This is a genomic window from Novosphingobium sp. FW305-C-30-35, assembly GCF_058783135.1.
Genome location: NZ_JBYSYJ010000001.1, coordinates 547969 through 567536 on the forward strand (window position 1 = coordinate 547969; position 19568 = coordinate 567536).

Here is a 19568-nt window from a genome sequence, read left to right on the forward strand (position 1 = left end):
CATGCCAAAAGCGTCCCGCACCTTGCGGTCAAAGCAATATGGCGCAAAAAGCGGGTACATGCGTGTCGCCAAACAGATAATTGCCCTCCTTGCAGCTCTTTTCGCATTGGTAGCGGCGCCTGTCGCCATGGCCGATCCGGCGGACATCAGCGCGGCAAGCCGCTCCGTGGTTCGCGTGGTGATCATTGAAAGCGACGGCGATCGCGCCCGGCTGATTACCCATGGCACGGGATTCGCCGTGACCCCGAACCTGATCGTCACCAATGCCCATGTCGTCGAGGAGCTGCGCGGAGACGACACTCTCATCGCCGGTGTCGTCCCCGCCGAGGGCCGCAACGGATATCCGGCCAAGCTGGTCGCCTATTCGCCCGGCAATGACCTTGCCCTGCTGCGCATCGAAGGTGGCGGCACCCTTACGCCAATCACGCTCTTTCCCGGTGCACCAACCGATGGTTCGGAGGTCTATGCCGTCGGCTATCCCGGCAACGTCGATCTGGCGCAAGGCTTGTCGATGGCCGATCTCGTCACGCCGCAGGAAGCGGTCAAGACACGCGGCTATCTGTCCGGGGGCCGCTCCTCGCGGTCATTCGATACCCTCTTGCACACGGCCCCGCTTGGATCGGGAAATTCGGGCGGCCCGCTGCTCGATTCCTGCGGCCGCGTAATCGGCGTCAATTCCTTCGGCACGGTCAGCGACAACAGCACCGATTCGTCCTTCTACTTCGCCATTTCGATGCGCGAGCTTTCGGCCTTCCTGCTCCGCGCCAAGGTGGACGTGCATAGCAGTGGCCTGCCATGTCGCTCGATAGCGGATCTGGACCGCGCCGAAGCGCAACGCGCAGCCGGAGAACAGGCCCGCATGGCTGCCGAACGCGAAGCACGCGCGCAAGCCAGCCAGCAGCAGTTCGAAACTGCGCGGCGCGAGGCTGAAATGGCAGTGCTGTCCGAGCGTGACAACGGCATGGCCCTGGCCGCCCTGCTGCTCGTCGGCGCGCTCGGCGTTGGCGGTTGGGGCATGGTCCAGGCCTCACGGCGGCGCGGAAAATTTCAGCGCAAGCACGTCTTTGGTGCTGCGGCGCTGCTTGTGTCCGCTATCGCAGTATGGTTCCTGCGCCCGTCGCTCGCATCAATAGATAGCCGCGCACGGGAAAACCTCGAACAACCCCAGGCGTCTTCCAGCAGTTCGGCAGCGGCACTCGATCGCCCTGGCTCAGGACGCATGATCTGCGTGCTCGATCCCGAACGCAGCCGCGTCACCGTTTCCGATATCACCGATGTTCCGATCGAATGGACCGAAACTGGCTGCATGAACGGAAAGACGCAGTACGGCCTCGCCAACGATGGCTGGAGCCGAATCCTTGTGCCGAACGGCGAGGAAACGATCTCGGTGAATTCGTATGATCCACAATCCCGGACCTACACCGTGGAACGGTTTCTCGTGGGTCTGGATGCCATGACCGAGGCCCGCGCTGCACGCGCAAAGCTCAATGCGCCCGCATGCGGCGCCGGTGAAGAAGCCGCCCGCCAGTTCGGCCAGAACCAGCAGTCCATCAAGGCACTGCTTCCTCCCGAACCCAATGAGCGCATGCGCTACAACTGCCAGCCTCAGCCCTGAGACCTGTCGATCGGACGTCGATCGAGGAAATCACGATCATACCTATGCACAAGAAGCCAAGTCGCATCTTGTCATATGGGCCTGACGTTGCTAGGCGCGCCCCGTCTGCAGGCCAACCGGTGTTCATCGCCGGGTAATGGTCTGCCTCGGCTTATCCTGGATGAAGGAACTTCGGCGCGTGGAGATTTCCAGCGGCATTACGGCCAGCCTGTCAGGGCGTTACGCCTCGGCATTGTTCGATCTGGCCAATGAACAGAGCTTCGTTTCGGCGGTCGAAAGCGATCTCGAGAAGCTCGATGCTGCACTGCGCGAATCGGCTGACCTCAAGGGCCTGATCAGCAACCCGCAGCTTGGCCGCGATGCAGCCGGCCGCGCAATGGATTCGGTTGCCGGCCTGCTCGGTCTTGGCGACCTTACGAAGAAGTTCCTCGGCGTGCTCGCTTCGAACCGCCGCCTCTCGGCCCTGCCCGACGTGATCCGCGCCTTCGGCCAGATCGCTGCCGCCCATCGCGGCGAAGTCAGCGCCGAAGTCGCCAGCGCTCACCCGCTCGACGATGCACAGATCGCAGCCCTCACTGAAAAGCTGAAGGCCCGTACCGGCAAGTCGATCAAGCTCAAGACCAGCGTCGATCCCGAAATCCTTGGTGGCCTCGTCGTCAAGATCGGCAGCCAGATGATCGACAGCTCGATCCGCACCCGTCTCAATTCTCTCGCCCAGGCGATGAAGGCCTAACGGCCCGCACAGGTTCCAGGAAGGACAGAACATGGAAATCCGCGCCGCTGAAATCTCGAAGGTCATCAAGGACCAGATCGCCAGCTTCGGCACCGACGCCCAGGTCTCGGAAGTCGGGTCGGTTCTCTCGGTGGGTGACGGCATCGCCCGCATCCACGGTCTCGACAAGGTCCAGGCCGGCGAGATGGTCGAATTCGCCAATGGCGTGAAGGGCATGGCCCTGAACCTCGAAGCCGATAACGTCGGTGTCGTGATTTTCGGCTCGGACGCCGAAATCAAGGAAGGCGATGTCGTCAAGCGCACCGGCACGATCGTCGACGTTCCCGTCGGCAAGGGCCTCCTCGGCCGCGTGGTGGACGCTCTCGGCAACCCGATCGATGGCAAGGGCCCGATCGTCGACGCCACCCGCACCCGCGTCGAAGTCAAGGCTCCGGGCATCATCCCGCGCAAGTCGGTGCATGAACCCGTGCAGACCGGCCTCAAGGCGATTGACGCTCTCGTGCCCGTCGGCCGTGGTCAGCGCGAATTGATCATCGGTGACCGTCAGACCGGCAAGACCGCCGTCGCGATCGACACCTTCATCAACCAGAAGGCCGTCAACGCCGGCACCGACGAAGGCAAGAAGCTCTACTGCATCTACGTCGCCGTGGGTCAGAAGCGCTCGACCGTCGCGCAGATCGTCCGCCAGCTCGAAGAGAACGGCGCGATGGAATACTCCATCGTCATCGCCGCCACCGCTTCGGAACCGGCTCCGCTCCAGTACCTCGCGCCCTACACCGGTGCGACCATGGGCGAATTCTTCCGCGACAACGGCATGCACGCCGTGATCGTGTACGACGACCTTTCCAAGCAGGCCGTTGCCTATCGCCAGATGTCGCTGCTGCTCCGTCGCCCGCCGGGCCGCGAAGCCTACCCCGGCGACGTGTTCTACCTTCACAGCCGCCTGCTCGAGCGCGCCGCGAAGATGAACGACGAGAACGGCGCTGGCTCGCTCACCGCTCTGCCGATCATCGAAACCCAGGCGGGCGACGTGTCGGCCTACATCCCGACCAACGTGATCTCGATCACCGACGGCCAGATCTTCCTTGAAACCGGCCTGTTCTACCAGGGCATTCGTCCGGCCATCAACGTCGGTCTGTCGGTGTCGCGCGTCGGCTCGTCGGCCCAGACCAAGGCGATGAAGAAGGTTGCCGGCTCGATCAAGCTCGAGCTCGCCCAGTACCGCGAAATGGCGGCCTTCGCCCAGTTTGGGTCGGACCTTGATGCGTCGACCCAGAAGCTCCTCAACCGCGGTGCACGCCTGACCGAGCTGCTCAAGCAGCCGCAGTTCTCGCCGCTCGGCTTCGAAGAGCAGACTGCGGTGATCTTCGCCGGTACCCAGGGCTACCTCGACAGCGTGCCGGTGAACCGTGTCACCGAGTATGAAGCCGAACTGCTCAGCTTCCTGCGCACGCAGCACGCTGACCTGCTCGGCCTGATCCGCGACACCAAGGACCTTGGCGACGAAGCCAAGGGCAAGCTGGTCGCGGCGCTCGACGCTTTCGCCAAGCAGTTCGCCTAAGTCTTTGAAGTCAACGCCACCCCGTCCAGCGCGGCGGGGTGACGGATCAAGGGAGCCGTCATGGCCTCGCTGAAGGAACTCAAGGGCCGGATCAACTCGGTCAAGTCGACCCAGAAGATCACCAAGGCCAAGCAGATGGTCGCGGCGGCCAAGCTGCGCAAGGCGCAGGCGGCTGCCGAGGCCGCGCGCCCCTATGCCAGCCGCCTCGCGGAAGTCATGGGCAGCCTCGCTGCCAAGGTCGCGGGCCAGGACAACGGTCCGCTGCTGATGCGCGGCACCGGCTCCGACCAGCGTCACCTCCTTGTCGTGGTCAACACCGACAAGGGCCTGTGCGGTGGTCTGAACTCGAACATCGTCAAGGAAGCCAAGCTGCAGGCGCGCGCGCTTGAAGCCGCGGGCAAGACGGTGTCGTTCTACCTCGTCGGCAAGAAGGGCCGCGCCCCGATCCGCCGTGACTATCCGAACGGCATCGCCGCCGGATACGATACCGGCAATGTGCGCACGCCCGGCTTCGATGAAGCCAGCGCGATCGCTCGCGAACTCCTCGAAATGTTCGAAGCCGGCAAGTTCGACGTTGCGCACCTCGTCGCGCCGGAGTTCAAGAACGCGCTGACCCAGCTGCCGGTCACCACGCAGATCATCCCGGTCCCCGCCCCCACCAACACCGTCGCTATCGATGCTGTGGTGGAATACGAGCCGGGCGAGGAGGAAATCCTCGAGGAACTGCTGCCGCGCTACGTCACCACGCAGCTCTTCGGTGCCCTGCTTGAGCGTGAAGCCTCGGAACAGGGCGCGTCGATGACCGCGATGGACAACGCGACGCGCAATGCGGGCGAGCTGATCAACAAGCTCACCATCCAGTACAACCGCAGCCGCCAGGCCGCGATCACCACCGAACTCATCGAAATCATCGCTGGCGCCGAAGCGCTCTGACGACGACATAGAAGGCAAGGAAACAACAATGGCCACCGCAGCAGCTACCGGCAAGATCAGCCAGGTCATCGGCGCCGTCGTCGACGTCGCGTTCGACGGCGAACTCCCCGCCATTCTCTCGGCGCTCGAAACCGACAACAACGGCAACCGCCTCGTTCTCGAAGTCGCGCAGCACCTCGGCGAGAACACCGTTCGCACCATCGCGATGGACTCGACGGACGGCCTGACCCGCGGCCAGCCCGTGACCAACACCGGCGCGCAGATCTCGGTGCCGGTCGGCCCCAAGACCCTTGGCCGCATCATGAACGTCGTCGGCGATCCGATCGACGAGCGTGGTCCGGTTGGCGCCGAGCAGACCGCTCCGATCCACGCCAAGGCTCCGGAATTCATCGAGCAGTCGACCGAAGCCGCGATCCTCGTGACCGGCATCAAGGTCATCGACCTTCTCGCTCCTTACGCCAAGGGCGGCAAGATCGGCCTGTTCGGCGGCGCAGGCGTGGGCAAGACGGTTCTCATTCAGGAACTGATCAACAACATCGCCAAGGGCCACGGCGGCGTGTCGGTCTTCGCGGGCGTCGGTGAACGCACCCGCGAGGGTAACGACCTCTACCACGAGTTCCTCGACGCTGGCGTTATCGCCAAGGACGCCGACGGCAACCCGACCCCCGATGGTTCGAAGGTGGCTCTCGTGTTCGGACAGATGAACGAACCGCCGGGCGCCCGCGCTCGCGTCGCTCTGTCGGGTCTCACCATGGCCGAGTACTTCCGCGACCAGGAAGGCCAGGACGTTCTGTTCTTCGTCGACAACATCTTCCGCTTCACCCAGGCGGGTTCGGAAGTGTCGGCACTGCTCGGCCGCATTCCTTCGGCGGTGGGCTACCAGCCGACGCTCGCGACCGACATGGGCGCGCTGCAGGAGCGCATCACCTCCACCACCAAGGGTTCGATCACCTCGGTGCAGGCGATCTACGTTCCCGCGGACGACCTTACCGACCCGGCACCGGCCACCTCGTTCGCCCACTTGGACGCAACGACCACGCTGAACCGCGCGATCTCTGAACTCGGCATCTACCCGGCGGTCGACCCGCTCGATTCGACCTCGCGCGTGCTGACGCCCGCCGTCGTCGGTGAAGAGCACTACCAGACCGCCCGCCGCGTTCAGGAAACGCTGCAGAAGTACAAGTCGCTGCAGGACATCATCGCGATCCTCGGGATGGATGAGCTTTCGGAAGAAGACAAGCTCACCGTCGCCCGCGCCCGCAAGATCCAGCGCTTCCTGTCGCAGCCGTTCCACGTCGCCGAAGTGTTCACCGGCATCTCGGGCAAGTTCGTCCAGGTCGAAGACACCGTGCGTTCGTTCAAGGCTGTCGTCGACGGCGAGTACGACCACCTTCCCGAAGCCGCGTTCTACATGGTTGGCGGCATCGACGAAGCGGTCGAGAAGGCCAAGAAGCTGGCTGCTGAAGCCTGATTGAGCTAGCTCCCCGGGCTGGCCCCGGGGAGACCGAAAGGCAAGAGATGTCGCTCCACTTCGAACTCGTCACCCCGGCCCGCCTCGTCCGTTCGGAAGAGGTCCACATGGTTGTCGTTCCTGGCACCGACGGTGAATTCGGCGTGCTGGAAGGCCACGCGCCTTTCATGTCCACGGTCAAGGACGGGACGATCAAGGTCTACAAGTCTGCAGGTTCGGCACCTGAAGAGATCACGGTCCAGGGCGGCTTCGCGGAAGTCGGCGCCAAGGGCCTGACGGTTCTCGCCGAACACGTCGAAGGCTGATTTGCCTTAACCGACACGCAAGGGGGCTGGTCCGCAAGGACCGGCCCCTTTCGTTTTTGCAGAACCGAACCCGGTCGTATGTGTCACATACATTTTTTGCGCAATTCAGCATTCCGAACTTTTCAAGCACGCGAAAATAGGGCAAAGCGACTCCACATCCGCGAAATCGCATTGGGAGAGCCAAGAAACCATGTCCCAGACCCTCGAACAGGTCATCCAGAATGCCGGTGACCTCGTAAACTTCGTCCGCAACCAGCAGGTCGGCCCCAACGTCTATCCCGGTGTTCCGGCAGAATACTCGAACTGGCGCAACGAACAGTGGGCGTGGGCGCACTCGGCGGTGCTCTACAACCAGTCGTACCATATGGTCGATCTGGCGGTTAAGGGGCCTGACGCCTTCAAGATGCTCGAACACCTCGGCGTCAACTCGTTCAAGAACTTCCAGCCCGATCGCGCCAAGCAGTTCGTACCGGTGACGCCCGACGGCTACGTCATCGGCGACGTGATCCTGTTCTACCTCGACGAAAACCACTTCAACCTCGTCGGCCGCGCACCGACGATCGAGTGGGTCGAATACCACGCTGCTTCGGGCAACTGGAACGTCACGGTGGAGCGCGACGAACGCTGGGCGATGCGCACCGATGGCAAACGCAATTCGTACCGTTTCCAGGTGCAGGGTCCGAACGCGATGAAGATCATCGAGAAGGCCACCGGCAAGACCGCGCCTGACCTCAAGTTCTTCCACATGACCCGCATGACCATCGGCGGCAAGGAAGTGCGCGCGCTGCGTCACGGCATGGCCGGGCAGCCCGGGTTCGAACTCATGGGGCCCTGGGAAGATTACGGCGCCGTCCACGCCGCATTGGTCGAAGCCGGCAAGGAGTTCCAGATGGCGCTGGTCGGCGGTCGCGCCTACTCGTCGAACACCCTGGAATCGGGCTGGATCCCCTCGCCCTTCCCCGCGATCTACACTGGCGAAGCGCTCCGCCCCTATCGTGAATGGCTCTCCGCCAATTCCTACGAAGCCAAGTGCTCGGTCGGCGGCAGCTACGTGCCCGAAACCATCGAAGGCTACTACACCACGCCGTGGGATCTCGGCTACGGCCCCTTCGTCAAGTTCGACCATGACTTCATCGGCCGTGTCGCGCTCGAAAAGATGGCCGCTGAAGGCAAGCACCGCACCAAGGTCACGCTCGCGCTCGACAACGAAGACGTCATGCGCGTCCAGTCCTCGACACTGAGCAAGGGCGATCGCGCCAAGTTCATGGAGTACCCGAGCGCGGTCTACTCGATGCACCCATTCGATCAGGTTCTCGCCGATGGCAAGATGGTCGGCCTTTCCACCTGGATCGGCTACACCGCCAACGAAGGCAAGTTCCTGACCCTCGCGATGATGGAACCGGGCTACGTCGAGCCTGGCACCGAGGTCAGCCTGCTCTGGGGCGAACCCAACGGCGGCACCACCAAGCCGACGGTCGAACCCCACGTCCAGACCGAAATCAAGGCCACCGTTGCTGCAGTCCCCTACTCGGAAGTTGCCCGCGACAGCTACGCCGAAGGCTGGCGCACGAAGAAGTAAGTCTCAGGGCGCAAGCCTGACAGCGAGAGCGCCGGCCCATCCCGACGGGTCCGGCGCTCTTTGCATTGTAGCACTTCCTGCGCTGCTAACGCCTCGTCATCCTGAACTTGTTTCAGGATCCATGTCTAAATGCAGGCAGCCTAGTGAGGGGACGGATGGACCCTGAAACGAGTTCAGGGTGACGGCGGTCGAGGCACAAATTTCGTTTGTGTTACTAACAATATCTGGCAAAGTGCTGGCGACAAGAACCGAGCCAGAAACCCGAGGATGCCATGGCCGCCAACAATACCATTACCTTCTACGACCTCGCCCTTTCCACCGGTGCGACGATCAGCCCGTTCGTCTGGGCGACCAAGTACGCGCTCAAGCACAAGGGCTTCGATCTCGACGTCGTGCCAGGCGGCTTCACCGGCATTCTCGAACGCACCGGCGGCAAGACCGAGCGCCTGCCTGCCATCGTGGATGACGGCGAATGGGTGCTCGACAGCTGGGGCATCGTCGAGTACCTCGACGCGAAGTACCCGGATCGCCCTGCCCTGATCCCGCACGAAAGCGTTGCCGTCACGCTCAAGGCACTTGATCACTGGTTCTGGAACGCCGCCGTTGGCCCTTGGATGTTCTGCTTCTGCGCCGACTATCGCGATCTCTCGGTGCCGGCAGACCACGAATACGTCACCCACAGCCGCGAAAAGATGCTCGGCCGCAAGCTCGAGGATGTGCAGGCCGGCCGCGAAGAGCGCCTGCCCAAGATCAGCGCCGCGCTTGAACCACTGCGCGCGGCGCTCGGCCAGCACGAATGGCTCGGCGGGTCGTCGCCCAACTATGCCGACTTCCGTATCATGGGCGGCATCCTGTTCACCGCATCGGTCTGCAAGACTCCGGTCCTTGCCAACGACGACCCGCTCCGTCCCTGGATCGAACGCTGCCTCGATCTCTACGGCGGCCTCGGGCGTCATCCCGGCCTCTTCCCCCTGTTTGGCCTCGAACAGCGCGAAGGCGATCCGGACCTGTTCAACCGCTCGGCTGGCCAAGGCGGCATCTACAAGCGCAACACCGGCCCGGATTCGACCCGCGCCGAAACCCAGCGCATCACCGAAGGAATGAAGAAGTAAAAGGAATGGGCCGGAGCGATCCGGCCCTTACTTCCTGAGCTTGGCCAGCATGTCCCCGAACGTCAGCCGCGTGTCGATCGTGGTATAGACGCGGATCGGACGTCCCTTGGGGTTCGGCCTGCAGGTGCCATCGTCCTGCACCGTAGGCGCAGGCACAACGGCGTAATCGCTCGAAGAAGGGTCAGGCTCGAACGCGGACTGAAGCACCGTCAGCGTGACCAGCGGGCTGTCGCCCAAGGCATAGGCTTCGCCTACCTTAAGCCCCATCTTCGCTGCGGCCTCGGACAGTCCGGATATCTGACCCGCCAGCCAAGCCCCGGTCCCGCCATTCTCCTTCATCGCTTGGAGTTCGGCCATCGAGAATAGCATTCGCCGATACGTGTTGCGCGGCACTTGCCATATCGCAACGTCGGAGCGGTTGAAGACGACCTGTGCTGCGGCAACGTCAATTGTTATGTTGTACTCGCCCGGAGATCCACCCGGCACGGGCAGGCCAAGCCCGGGATACTCCGGCCCGCCAATCCACACCAGCGTCAGCCGCTTGGCGATGCGCGGCTCGATCAGCAAGGCTGAAGCAAGATCGGTCAACCCGGCCCCGGCGCAATAGAACAACGGCAGGGGATCGTCCCGCATCGCCTCTGCAATGATCGCATCGACCGCTGCCGAGCGCGCCGGGACGAACGCGGAGACCATCGCTTTCTCCGACCCGACGTGGACGGGAACCTTGCCGGTCAGCCCCATGACTCCAAGCAATTCGCGGGCCTTGTTTGCTCCATCCGTTGCCTGATGCTCTGATTTTGCCCAGATTTCATCGGCATGAAGATGCGATCCGATGATCGCCCGCACTTCGACCGAAGGCGAGCGCAAGTGGTGCGCCAGCTGGAACAGCCCGTCCGGGTCGCCGGAAAAGTCGTTATCGCAAATCACGCGAAAGCGACGTTGGTCTGCCGAGGCTCGTGCCAGGCCGGGTACGACCACCAGACCTGCAGCGGCGTGCAATAGCCCCAGAAAAGACCTGCGCTTCATCACTTTACCGCTCCTGCCACGCGCAGCAAAAGTTGGCGCACCCGCTCGGCCAGTTGTTCATCGAATCGTACCGCAGGGACAGCCACGCTGAACGCACCGGCAAGCTGCTCGTCGATCCATACCGGGACCGCCATGCCGCATATCCCGACCGTCGCTTCTTCCTGGGCGAGGCTGAAGCCAGTGGCCATGATCTGCGCAAAGTCGGCGCGAAGCTCCGCCTCTGTCGTCCTTGTCTGCGGCGTCAGCTTGGCGCGTTCGGTCTCGGCGAAATAGCGCTCCATCTCGGCCGGCGGCAGCCACGCTGCCATGATCTTGCCGGCGGCCAGTGCATGGAGCGGGCGTCGCGTGCCAGGGTCGACGGCATAGCGCAGCGCCTGATCGCTGGACTCTGTGACCAGCGCTTCGACTTCCCAGCCACGGCGCACCATGAAAGACGATGTCTCGTTCAACTCGCTGCGGAGGGCGCGGACCAGCGGCGCCACCCGATCCTCAAGCGTCAGTGCCGTTTCAGGGGCTCGCAGCCGCTGCAGGCCCGGCCCCGGCAAATAGCGTCGCCCTTCCCGCGTCAAGTATCCACGCTCGGTCAAGGTGGCGAGCAGATAGGACAGGCTGCTGACCGGAATGGCCAGCGCGCCCGCAATCTCCTGGGCCACCGCGCCCTGCCGATGCGCCACGACGTACTCGATTACGTCGAGCGTCCGCATCGCCGACTTGACGGGGTTGGATGCGGTTGGTGCGTTCACTTGAACGTCAGGCTGCCGCGGCGCTCTGCGAACCGCCAGCCGTCGGCGGTAAGCGCAAAGCGATCGTGGAAAGAGCCGACGAGCGGGGCGCCGTCGCCCGTGAACAGCAGCATGGCGCTGGTGCCGCGTGCAGTCGCCGGCCCTTCAACATCGATGACCACGTTCGAACAGACATGTCGTGTGGTGCGCGGCGGACGCGCCTTGAACGCGGCGAGGATCGCTTCACGTCCCACTACTCCCTGATCTGGCGCGGTCGGGCGGTACATGACACCATCCTCTGTATAGAGGGCTGCCACTTCCTCCCAACGCGCCTCGTCGTTCAGGTTGGCATAAAGCGCAACCAGCCGGGCGCAATCATGCTCGGCCGCGCGGCGGTCTTCCGGACTCACAGGCGGCTCGCTGCGATGTCTGCGCCTTCGCGCAGCGACTTGAGCTTGCGCCACGTCACGATCGGATCGAGCTTGCCATAACCGGCAAATGTGCCGAAGCCGCAGTCGGTGCTGGCGACCACGCGGTCCACGCCGACGAAGCTGGCAAAGCGCTCGATGCGCTGGGCGATCAGTTCGGGATGCTCGATATAGTTCGAGCAGGTGTCGATCAGGCCCGGCGCAAGGATCTTGTGATCCGGCAGCTTCGCGTCCCTCCACACCGTCCATTCGTGTTCGTGGCGCGGGTTGGCGCCTTCGAACAGGATCGTGGCGGGTCGGGCCTTGATCACGATGTCGACCACGCGTTCCAGCGGGATATCATGATCGTGGGGGCCTTCGTAGTTGCCCCAGCAGATGTGCATGCGCATCTTCTCGGGCGGAATGTTGGCTGTCGCAGCGTTCAGCGCTTCGACGTTGGCGGCGGCTACCTTGAGGAAGTCCTCTTCCGACATGTCCTGATAGCCGGTGTGACGGCTCATCGCGAGATCGGGACAATCGAGCTGGAGGTAGAAGCCCGCGTCCACGATCGTCTCGTACTCCTCGCGCATCGCATCGGCGAGGTCGGCGAGGTAAGCTTCGTGGGTGGGATAGTGGCGATTGACCTGGAAGGCGGTGATCAGGCCCGGCGAGGCCGCATTCATGAACGCTTCCGTATCGGGCGCTGCGTGCTTTTCCAGCGCCGCCTTGAAGCGGCGGATATCGTCGTGCAGCGGCTGCAGCGTGACCTTTCGCACCGGCCCGATGCACGAAGCGCGGACGAATTCCTGGCTGCCCATGATCGCCGAGAGCTTCTTCGCAAGATTGGGCACTTCGGCAAGGTCAGCAGCGGGCTTGCGATCGATGTGGCCGCCGAAGCCGGAGAGGCGCTCCATCATGTAGGTGGAGTAGCCGACCTTGCCGAGTTCGCCATCGGAGACCACCGAGACTCCGGCATCGACCTGCATCTTCACCGCGGCATCGACGGCGGCCGAAACTTTCGCGTCGAAATCCGCGGCGTCGTAAGGCTCACCCTTGTCCCGGGCGAGGAGCAGAGGCGTCAATTCATCCCCGCGCGGGAGGCTGCCGACGTGGGTTGTCTTGATCTTGGCCATTTCAGTCGCCTCTTCCGCAGTTCATATCCATGAAAAATTCATAGAGAACTTGGCGGGCGAAACAAGGGGAATTGCTGGCTTTTGCGCGGAAACGCCGCGGGAGGGAGTTTACGGGTTTACAGTGTCTTGAGAAAAATGCCGCAACCGCCCCGGGTACACTTCAAGCGGCAGATCAAAGCACTGAGCCATCATTCCCCACGCCAACGACGCTGCCATATTTCCATGCTGTAGGACAGCCCTGCCGATCAGCGGCAACGAATTGACACTGCCTTGAGCCGGAATGGGACAAACGGACAGAACCCCACAATATTCCAGCGAATCCATTCAAGTTGGATCCGTCGTTAGTAACGAATGCAAGACTCTGATTCTAATGGCTTAAGAGTATGAAACACCATCGATCGTGCTGCCTTTTCATACCGAAGGTTAGTAATGCACGCTTGCTGACACAATGGTTAACACAGTTTTAATACTTGTTAACTTCGCGTATACCAAAGTTCGACCCCCAACAATCGAGTCGCAACCGAAAAGGGGCAGCAAACTCCAATCCAAGGATAATTCACATGCGCAGGATGATGATTGCGGCCGTTGCGGCCACGGCCCTTATTTCGACTTCAGCAATTGCCGCCGTTTCGTTCAATTACGACACCGGCACAGGCTTCGTCGGCAAGGGCGACGTTTCTGTGCTTTACGGCTGGAACAACGCCCAGGCGAAGGCCAACATGACGGCAGACACGCTGTCATTCTACACCCTCTCCAGTTCCGAAGTCGAAGCCACGTGCGAATGGACGACCGGCGTTAAGAAGAAGACCACACACAGGAAAGTACGCAAGATCGCAGTGATCGATGCCAATGCCGTGAACTTTGACGTTCGCAACAACAAGAACGGCACCGTTACGGGTATCAACCTGCTTGGCTATGGCGCTGATCTTGGTTCGACCACCGACGCTCCCGAAGTCGGTTCAGTCTGCGTCGGCGACGGTAACGAAGACAATGGCGCCAACGGCATCATTACCAGCGTCGTGGAAGTCCCCGGCTCGGATTCTGGAGACATGCTTTACGTGTCGTTCGGCGGCGTCGACTATGCCCTGCCGAACACTCCGATCGTCACCACCACGATCTGATCGACGGCTTGATGTCCTTGGAGAGGGTGCCGGGCAACATCGGCACCCTTTTCCTTTGCGCCAGCGTGAATCCCTTCCGATTGCATCGGACGGATGGCTCCTAACTCCTGTTCTACCGCGTTTTCAGGGTCACCTGATGATGCCATCTGGTTCGAAAACGCCCAAGAGCGCCTTCGTCAAAAGGTCTTGCGGACGCCGATCTGTATAGAGCGGCCCACAGCGTCGAGCAGGTAGGGCTGGTAGCGCAAGGGCGTGTTGCCGGTCCCGTCCGTAACGCGCTGTCGACTGTCGAAAAGATTTCGCGCATTGATGCTGACGCGTGTGCCGCTTGCCCAAGTTGCATCAGGCAACACGCGCCCAAGGTCGGCAAACAGGCGGACATCGATCAATGCGCGCGGCGCATAGCGCAGATCTGCAGCAGACGGGGTAGTGCCGGCCCGGATACTTGTTGCACCTTTCCATGTCCCGCTGGACTGCAGCCCGAATCCCTTTCCTGCAATGCCGGCATTGAATTGAATGGCGTGCCTGGCCTGTCCGCCGCCATAGCCGAATGCGCCGCCGTCAAGAAGATCGACGATCGGCAAACCTGCACGGGCCAGGCGTTGGGCCTTGAGCGTCCACGTGTGGTTCAGGGAGAAGTTGACGCGCCAAGGCTTGGGCCCTTCCAGGCCCGGGCTGCCAGCCGTGCCATCTTCGTCGTTGTCGATCAGCGCCGTGCCCAGTTGACGGGCCAGTTGACGGGCCTGCCGGACCTGAGCCTTGCCGAAAAAGCGTGAGAAGTTGACGCCCCATCGCAGTTGCTCATGCTCCTCGCGCGCAAAGGACACCGGTCTATTGTCCACCCGGACGAGGCGGCCACTATCATCCCGCCCAAATCGGTCAGCGAAAGCCTCCTGCACTTCGGCATTGAGCGGTGGCAGCGCACCGATCCTGTTGAGATAGCGTGTGCGCGTGAAATCTGCGTTGAGATTAAGCCTGCCGCGGTCCTGCAAGGCCAACGTCCCGCCGAAGCTCAAGGTTCTGCGACTTTCGTTGCGCAAGGCGGCATTCCCGCCACTGATGACGGTGACGTCCACCGTTTCATTGCGAATGAAATCGAAGAAGCGGACGTTTGGATAGACAATAACTGGAGCATTGATGATCGCCAGCTGCGGGGCAATGTCCTCGCCCGTGAACCCGCCCCGCAAGGAGACACTGGAAACCGGTTGCCAGTTCAAGCCGTAGGCGTGGTTCCACAAGCGCCCCACGCCGCTTGCGTTTCGCAAGCCCAGCGCAAGATTGGCCCGGAGATCCCCGATCGCAGCCAAGACATTGTTGCGCCGGCTTGCGAGGGGCACATCGACCGACACCTGCCCGTTCGCATCGTTCCTTCGTGTCGAAACGAGCGAGCCGTTGCTTTCCGAACGTTGCCAGTGGATGCCGCCCCCACCCCGGAGCGAAACCATGATCTCCCCAGTTGGCAATTTGGCGGCCGGGCCAGTCAACGTCGCCTGTGCACTGGCCAGATCGCTGTTCGAACGGGCGATATCACGCCGGGAAATGCCGAGGAAGGCATTCGGCACTTCAGCAAATGGGCTGAACAGGTTTGCATCAATTGCCGCTTGCAGCGCCGCAGTATCAACGCCCCGATCGGTCAGTGTCCGATCTTCGCGGTGATTGTAATTCAATGAAAGCGTGCCGGTCCACTTGCCCAGATTGTGGTTGATGGTTGCTGCCAGATTAGCACCGCCTCCTTGCCGCTTGGCTTCCAGCGGCACCGGCAGATAGCGCGCCACATTGACAGCTTGCGAAAAGACCGAGGCTGGATTGGCAGGGTCCAACCGCAGGAGCGCCGTGGCCGCCCCCTGCAGCGAACGGCTGCGGGTCAGCTCACCATTGGCGGTGATGTTGACATTCGTGCGGGGTCCGAGCCGGCGCCCCAGCGTCGCATTCATCGACCAGGTCCGGGAATCCGGCACCAGGCTGCGGTATGTCGCAATGCCATTCAGGTTCGTGGCATTGGCGCTGGCTACAAACTGGGCCAGTGTCGGGTTAGTGGACGGAACGGCCGCCACCGTTACCCGGGTGCCGGCAAGCTGGCTGAACATGGGGTCGATTTCGTTGCCCGATCCTGCAAGAGCCACGACGTTGCCAACAAGATCGTAGGGTGTCGCCCCTGCCGGAGTGGGCAAGATCGGGCGGTCGCTCTCAAGCAGCATGTCGGTGTCACGCATGCGCGCCGTGATCGTGGTCCGGTTCGAACCTGATATCTTGGTGTACCCGGCGGCGGCGCCGGCGCCAGTCCCCTTGCCCGCAGTGGCGAAGGCGCCCTCGGCGTTGAGCGTCGCCTGGCGGAAAGCGGGCTTCAGTTGAATGTTGACGACACGACGCTCCGGTCGCTGACCGATGCGCGATGCGGTATCACGGGGAAGCAGCTGGATCTTGCGAAGCGCCTCGGGCGGCAAGTCGGCAATGTCATCAATTCCATTGGCCAACTGGCCATTGATCAGAACGACCGGGCCGTCATCGGAAGCGTCAATGCCGGATGCAACCTGATCGAGAAGGTCCCCCACCGTATCGGCTCCATAGGCCGAGATATCCGCTTCCTCGAGCTCATCCTCAGCAATGATGCCGTCTATGATCGACGTTTCGCGCTGCCCCTTTACGACGATGGGATCGCCCGTGTCTCGAGGATTTGCCGTCAGGGCGCCGGGAACCTGCGCATCCTGTTCAGCACCGGCGCCGAATGCGGGATGCGGCAAGAGGAGGCACGCAGCAGACAGCGCGACCGCTTCGCTTCTTGTCAGCGCATGAGACAAAGAGGCTCCCCCGTTTACCCCTCGAAAACAGGACCGACCTTGGCAAAGATTTGCCATAATTGCCAGCCGATCCCGTTAAAGAGGAGCAGTAATCTGAAGAGCATTACTTTATTTAAAGATGACTGCGCGATAAGCAGATTTGACGAGACACAGGTCGACGGTGATCCGTAAACATGACTAAACAGGTCTACGCCTTGTCTTGCGAAGGCCGCCGACCGGTAACCCGCTGGTAGAAGCGGGAGAAGTAGCTGGGGTCTTCGAAGCCGAGTTCGGCGGCAACCTGGGTGGCGGTGGCATTGGTATAACGCAGCAGGCGGTGGGCTTCGAGAGCGAGGCGGCGGTGGATCAGGTCCATCGGCGAACAGCCTAGCCGCGTGGCGGTGAGGCGCGAGAGCGTGCGCCGGGTCAGGCCAAGCGATCCGGCGTAGAAATCGAGATCGCGGTGCTGGCGGTAATGCAGTTCGACAAGTTCGCGGAAGCGGTCAAGGCGCCGGTCGGAGCGCTCGAGCGCATCCCCTGCAGGCACATCCCTGACCAGCGTGCGGATCAGGCTTTCGGCCAACGAGAGGAACAAGGGGTCATGCTGCTGCCAGTCCTGCTGGAGCAAGAGCATTTCACGCGCCAGCCAGAACGCGCGGGTGGCAGCTTCTTCGGAAAGGGCAGCGATTCCGCCTTGGGCCAACGCGGGGAGCAGCGGGTCTGAAGGCTCTGCTGCGCGTGTGGAAAAGTCGGTGGACAAGGTGAGGACAAATCCGCTCGTCCCCTGACGGAAGCGGAAGCCGTGGACGGCAGCGGCAGGAACGATAACCCTGCCCGGCCCTTCCAGCCCGACGGTGCGCGTATCGAGCGTGATGGTGGCGTGTCCTTCCTCTACCAGAAGGACCTGCACGAAGTGGTCATGCCGATGGATGCCGATTTCCCAATCGTGCAGCGCGCTACGCTCGGCAATCGTCTCGATATGCGCAAAGCCGCCAGCGGTTGGCGCCATCCCTTCGCCATAGAGCGCGTATCTGGGAATTGCCTCGATCATGTCCCAAAAGTGCCAGCTGTTTGTCCTGACGCTGCATTCCTCCAGATGCCGCACTCTGTCAAATTCCGCAGGATCAGGCCCGCATCCCAGTGCGGGCCGCGTGGGAGAATTGTCATGAAGACCCAGGTCGCCATCATCGGCGCAGGCCCGGCCGGCCTGCTGCTCGGACACCTGCTCAAGGCCGAGGGCATCGATTGCGTGGTGCTCGAACGGCAGACGCCCGATTACGTGCTTGGCCGCATTCGCGCCGGGGTACTCGAACAGATCACGGTCGGCCTGATGGCACGCCTCGGGCTGGATGCGCGCCTCAAGGCCGAGGGACTGGTCGAGGAAGGCTTCAACCTTGCCGATGGCGAACGCCTGATCCGCATCGACGTCGCCAATCTCACCGGCAAGACGGTGGTGGTCTATGGCCAGACCGAGATCACCCGCGACCTGATGGACGCCGCCCCCGAACGCGGCCTGCAGGTGATCTATGGTGTTGGTGACGTTGCGCTGCATGACATCGAAAGCGAAGCGCCCTACGTCACCTATGCGGCCGACGGCACGCAGCTGCGTCTCGATGCGCGCTTCATTGTCGGTTGCGACGGGTTCCATGGCCCCAGCCGCAAGGCCATCCCGGCCAGCGTGGCGCGCGAGTATGAGCGCGTCTATCCGTTCGGCTGGCTCGGCATCCTTGCCGATGTGCCGCCGTGCAATCATGAGCTGATCTATGCCAACCACGAACGCGGCTTTGCCCTCGCCTCGATGCGGAGCCACACGCGCAGCCGCTATTACGTCGACGTACCGCTGACCGAAAAGGTCGAGGACTGGTCGGACGAGCGCATCTGGGACGAGCTGGCGGTGCGCCTTGGGCCCGAGGCTGCGGCGAACATGACGCGTGGGCCTTCCATCGAAAAGTCGATCGCGCCTTTGCGCTCCTACGTGTTCGAACCGATGCGCCACGGCAGCCTGCTGCTGTGCGGCGATGCTGCGCACATTGTCCCGCCCACCGGCGCAAAGGGCCTGAATCTTGCCGCCAGCGACGTGCATTATGCCGCCGAAGCCCTGAGCGGATATTTCAAGCGTGCCGATAACGATGCGATCACGGGATACTCCGCCAAGGCGTTGGCCCGCGTGTGGAAGTCCGAGCGTTTCTCGTGGTCGCTGACCAAGCTGATGCACCGCTTCCCCGAGGACGGCCCGTTCGAGCGCGCCATGCAGGTGGCCGAGCTGGACTACATCGCGTCCAGCAAGGCAGCGCAGACGAGCATCGCCGAGAATTACGTCGGCTTGCCGGTGTAACATCGTCATTTCACCGTCACAAAGTCGATACAGAAAGCTCCTGGAAACAGGGGCTTTCTTTACATGCGGCATATCGACATCCTGCTGACAGGCAACCTATCCGGAGGACGGGAACCCTTCGTTCATTCCGATCTGCGCGTGGTGTTTCACCGCTGGAAATCGGAGGCCCCCCTGCCCCTCATGGAAGGGCGGCCCTGGGCGTTCATCGATTGGGTGCTGGACGAAATGTCCGGCCTTGAACTGTGCCGCCGTCTGCGCTGCGGCGACAGCTTGGGGCAGGAAGCGCATATCACGATGATCCTCGAGGAAGACGACGCCGAGGCCAAGCGCCGCGCCCTGCGGGCCGGAGCGGATGACTATATCGTCGGTCCCGTTGACCGAGGCGCGATTCTCGACCGGGTGCTCTCCATCCAGCTTCCCGAGCACGAAGCGCCGACGCGGGTGCTGCGGTTGGGCGAACTGACGCTGGACCTTGCTGCGCTGCAGGCCCGCTGGCGGGAGAAGCCGCTGCTCCTGATGCCGAACGAGATGCGCCTGCTGCGCTACCTGATGGAGAAGCCCGGCCACGTATTCAGCCGCACGCAGCTGATTGCGGCATTGGGCAAGCACGATCAGCCAATCGACGAGAGGACCGTCGACGCCTGGATCAGCCGCCTGCGCCGCGCTTTGCGCGATGTCGGCGCAGGATCGCCGCTGCGCACGGTGCGCTCGATGGGCTACGTGCTGGATCGGCCGTAA

General features: G+C 62.5%; 17 protein-coding genes. 11 read left to right on the top strand and 6 right to left on the bottom strand.

The features are described 5' to 3' along the window. The first annotated feature begins 58 nt into the window (after positions 1 to 58). The 8 genes from AC3WLM_RS02755 to AC3WLM_RS02790 all read left to right on the top strand — a co-directional run bounded on the left by AC3WLM_RS02755 (position 59) and on the right by AC3WLM_RS02790 (position 9309). Positions 59 to 1615: a S1 family peptidase gene (locus tag AC3WLM_RS02755; RefSeq protein WP_492476535.1), complete on the top strand. Its 1557-nt coding sequence runs from the start codon at positions 59 to 61 to the stop codon at positions 1613 to 1615. A 178-nt stretch (positions 1616 to 1793) separates the two neighbouring features. Further along, entirely contained in the window at positions 1794 to 2348 is a 555-nt protein-coding gene (locus AC3WLM_RS02760; RefSeq protein ID WP_039335249.1) for a F0F1 ATP synthase subunit delta, read from the top strand. 31 nt (positions 2349 to 2379) lie between these two features. Beyond that, positions 2380 to 3909 carry a F0F1 ATP synthase subunit alpha gene (gene atpA / locus AC3WLM_RS02765; RefSeq protein ID WP_039335058.1) on the top strand — a complete coding sequence of 510 codons (1530 nt, stop codon included), beginning with the start codon at positions 2380 to 2382 and terminating at the stop codon, positions 3907 to 3909. Positions 3910 to 3969: 60 nt separating this feature from the next. After that, positions 3970 to 4842, top strand: coding sequence for a F0F1 ATP synthase subunit gamma (locus AC3WLM_RS02770; protein WP_039335060.1), 873 nt, complete (start codon positions 3970 to 3972; stop codon positions 4840 to 4842). Positions 4843 to 4870: 28 nt separating this feature from the next. Beyond that, positions 4871 to 6313 carry a F0F1 ATP synthase subunit beta gene (gene atpD, locus AC3WLM_RS02775; RefSeq protein WP_039335064.1) on the top strand — a complete coding sequence of 481 codons (1443 nt, stop codon included), beginning with the start codon at positions 4871 to 4873 and terminating at the stop codon, positions 6311 to 6313. A gap of 47 nt (positions 6314 to 6360) precedes the next feature. After that, a complete protein-coding gene (locus tag AC3WLM_RS02780) occupies positions 6361 to 6618 on the top strand; it encodes an ATP synthase F1 subunit epsilon (RefSeq protein WP_039335066.1) in 258 nt (85 codons plus the stop codon). 190 nt (positions 6619 to 6808) lie between these two features. After that, positions 6809 to 8197 (top strand): syringate O-demethylase, encoded by a 1389-nt coding sequence (gene desA / locus AC3WLM_RS02785; RefSeq protein ID WP_492476536.1) that lies wholly within the window; start codon positions 6809 to 6811, stop codon positions 8195 to 8197. A gap of 272 nt (positions 8198 to 8469) precedes the next feature. Continuing rightward, positions 8470 to 9309: a beta-etherase gene (locus AC3WLM_RS02790; protein WP_193828014.1), complete on the top strand. Its 840-nt coding sequence runs from the start codon at positions 8470 to 8472 to the stop codon at positions 9307 to 9309. A 27-nt stretch (positions 9310 to 9336) separates the two neighbouring features. Here AC3WLM_RS02790 and AC3WLM_RS02795 read toward each other — a convergent pair whose 3' ends face one another. The 4 genes from AC3WLM_RS02795 to AC3WLM_RS02810 are packed head-to-tail and all read right to left on the bottom strand — an operon-like array spanning position 9337 to position 12597. Beyond that, positions 9337 to 10335 carry a nucleoside hydrolase gene (locus AC3WLM_RS02795; RefSeq protein WP_492476537.1) on the bottom strand — a complete coding sequence of 333 codons (999 nt, stop codon included), beginning with the start codon at positions 10333 to 10335 and terminating at the stop codon, positions 9337 to 9339. Further along, complete coding sequence (locus AC3WLM_RS02800; RefSeq protein WP_492476538.1) at positions 10335 to 11078, bottom strand: IclR family transcriptional regulator; 744 nt, start codon at positions 11076 to 11078, stop codon at positions 10335 to 10337. The genes AC3WLM_RS02795 and AC3WLM_RS02800 overlap by 1 nt, the downstream gene beginning before the upstream one ends. Continuing rightward, entirely contained in the window at positions 11075 to 11467 is a 393-nt protein-coding gene (locus AC3WLM_RS02805; RefSeq protein WP_039335081.1) for a nuclear transport factor 2 family protein, read from the bottom strand. Before AC3WLM_RS02805 ends, AC3WLM_RS02800 begins: the two co-directional genes overlap by 4 nt. Next, on the bottom strand, positions 11464 to 12597 hold the full coding sequence (locus tag AC3WLM_RS02810; RefSeq protein WP_492476539.1) for a cobalamin-independent methionine synthase II family protein: 1134 nt from the start codon (positions 12595 to 12597) through the stop codon (positions 11464 to 11466). The genes AC3WLM_RS02805 and AC3WLM_RS02810 overlap by 4 nt, the downstream gene beginning before the upstream one ends. A 560-nt stretch (positions 12598 to 13157) precedes the next feature. Here AC3WLM_RS02810 and AC3WLM_RS02815 point away from each other — a divergent pair. Further along, positions 13158 to 13718 (top strand): hypothetical protein, encoded by a 561-nt coding sequence (locus AC3WLM_RS02815; RefSeq protein ID WP_492476540.1) that lies wholly within the window; start codon positions 13158 to 13160, stop codon positions 13716 to 13718. A 176-nt stretch (positions 13719 to 13894) separates the two neighbouring features. Here the strand turns inward: AC3WLM_RS02815 and AC3WLM_RS02820 are convergent, their stop codons facing one another. Then, positions 13895 to 16459, bottom strand: coding sequence for a hypothetical protein (locus AC3WLM_RS02820; RefSeq protein WP_492476541.1), 2565 nt, complete (start codon positions 16457 to 16459; stop codon positions 13895 to 13897). Positions 16460 to 16703: 244 nt separating this feature from the next. Next, on the bottom strand, positions 16704 to 17546 hold the full coding sequence (locus tag AC3WLM_RS02825) for a helix-turn-helix domain-containing protein (RefSeq protein ID WP_062343653.1): 843 nt from the start codon (positions 17544 to 17546) through the stop codon (positions 16704 to 16706). 114 nt (positions 17547 to 17660) lie between these two features. Between AC3WLM_RS02825 and pobA the strand changes: the two genes are divergently transcribed. Next, positions 17661 to 18830, top strand: a complete 1170-nt coding sequence (gene pobA, locus AC3WLM_RS02830) for a 4-hydroxybenzoate 3-monooxygenase (RefSeq protein WP_492476542.1) — start codon at positions 17661 to 17663, stop codon at positions 18828 to 18830. Between the two features lie 63 nt (positions 18831 to 18893). Next, positions 18894 to 19568 (top strand): response regulator transcription factor, encoded by a 675-nt coding sequence (locus AC3WLM_RS02835; protein WP_039335097.1) that lies wholly within the window; start codon positions 18894 to 18896, stop codon positions 19566 to 19568.

Coding starts and splice junctions, on each gene's coding strand:
- AC3WLM_RS02755 (WP_492476535.1), top strand. CDS start 59: ATGCGTGTCGCCAAACAGATAATTGCCCTCCTTGCAGCTCTTTTCGCA.
- atpA (WP_039335058.1), top strand. CDS start 2,380: ATGGAAATCCGCGCCGCTGAAATCTCGAAGGTCATCAAGGACCAGATC.
- AC3WLM_RS02770 (WP_039335060.1), top strand. CDS start 3,970: ATGGCCTCGCTGAAGGAACTCAAGGGCCGGATCAACTCGGTCAAGTCG.
- atpD (WP_039335064.1), top strand. CDS start 4,871: ATGGCCACCGCAGCAGCTACCGGCAAGATCAGCCAGGTCATCGGCGCC.
- AC3WLM_RS02780 (WP_039335066.1), top strand. CDS start 6,361: ATGTCGCTCCACTTCGAACTCGTCACCCCGGCCCGCCTCGTCCGTTCG.
- desA (WP_492476536.1), top strand. CDS start 6,809: ATGTCCCAGACCCTCGAACAGGTCATCCAGAATGCCGGTGACCTCGTA.
- AC3WLM_RS02790 (WP_193828014.1), top strand. CDS start 8,470: ATGGCCGCCAACAATACCATTACCTTCTACGACCTCGCCCTTTCCACC.
- AC3WLM_RS02795 (WP_492476537.1), bottom strand. CDS start 10,335: ATGAAGCGCAGGTCTTTTCTGGGGCTATTGCACGCCGCTGCAGGTCTG.
- AC3WLM_RS02810 (WP_492476539.1), bottom strand. CDS start 12,597: ATGGCCAAGATCAAGACAACCCACGTCGGCAGCCTCCCGCGCGGGGAT.
- AC3WLM_RS02815 (WP_492476540.1), top strand. CDS start 13,158: ATGCGCAGGATGATGATTGCGGCCGTTGCGGCCACGGCCCTTATTTCG.
- AC3WLM_RS02825 (WP_062343653.1), bottom strand. CDS start 17,546: ATGATCGAGGCAATTCCCAGATACGCGCTCTATGGCGAAGGGATGGCG.
- pobA (WP_492476542.1), top strand. CDS start 17,661: ATGAAGACCCAGGTCGCCATCATCGGCGCAGGCCCGGCCGGCCTGCTG.
- AC3WLM_RS02835 (WP_039335097.1), top strand. CDS start 18,894: ATGCGGCATATCGACATCCTGCTGACAGGCAACCTATCCGGAGGACGG.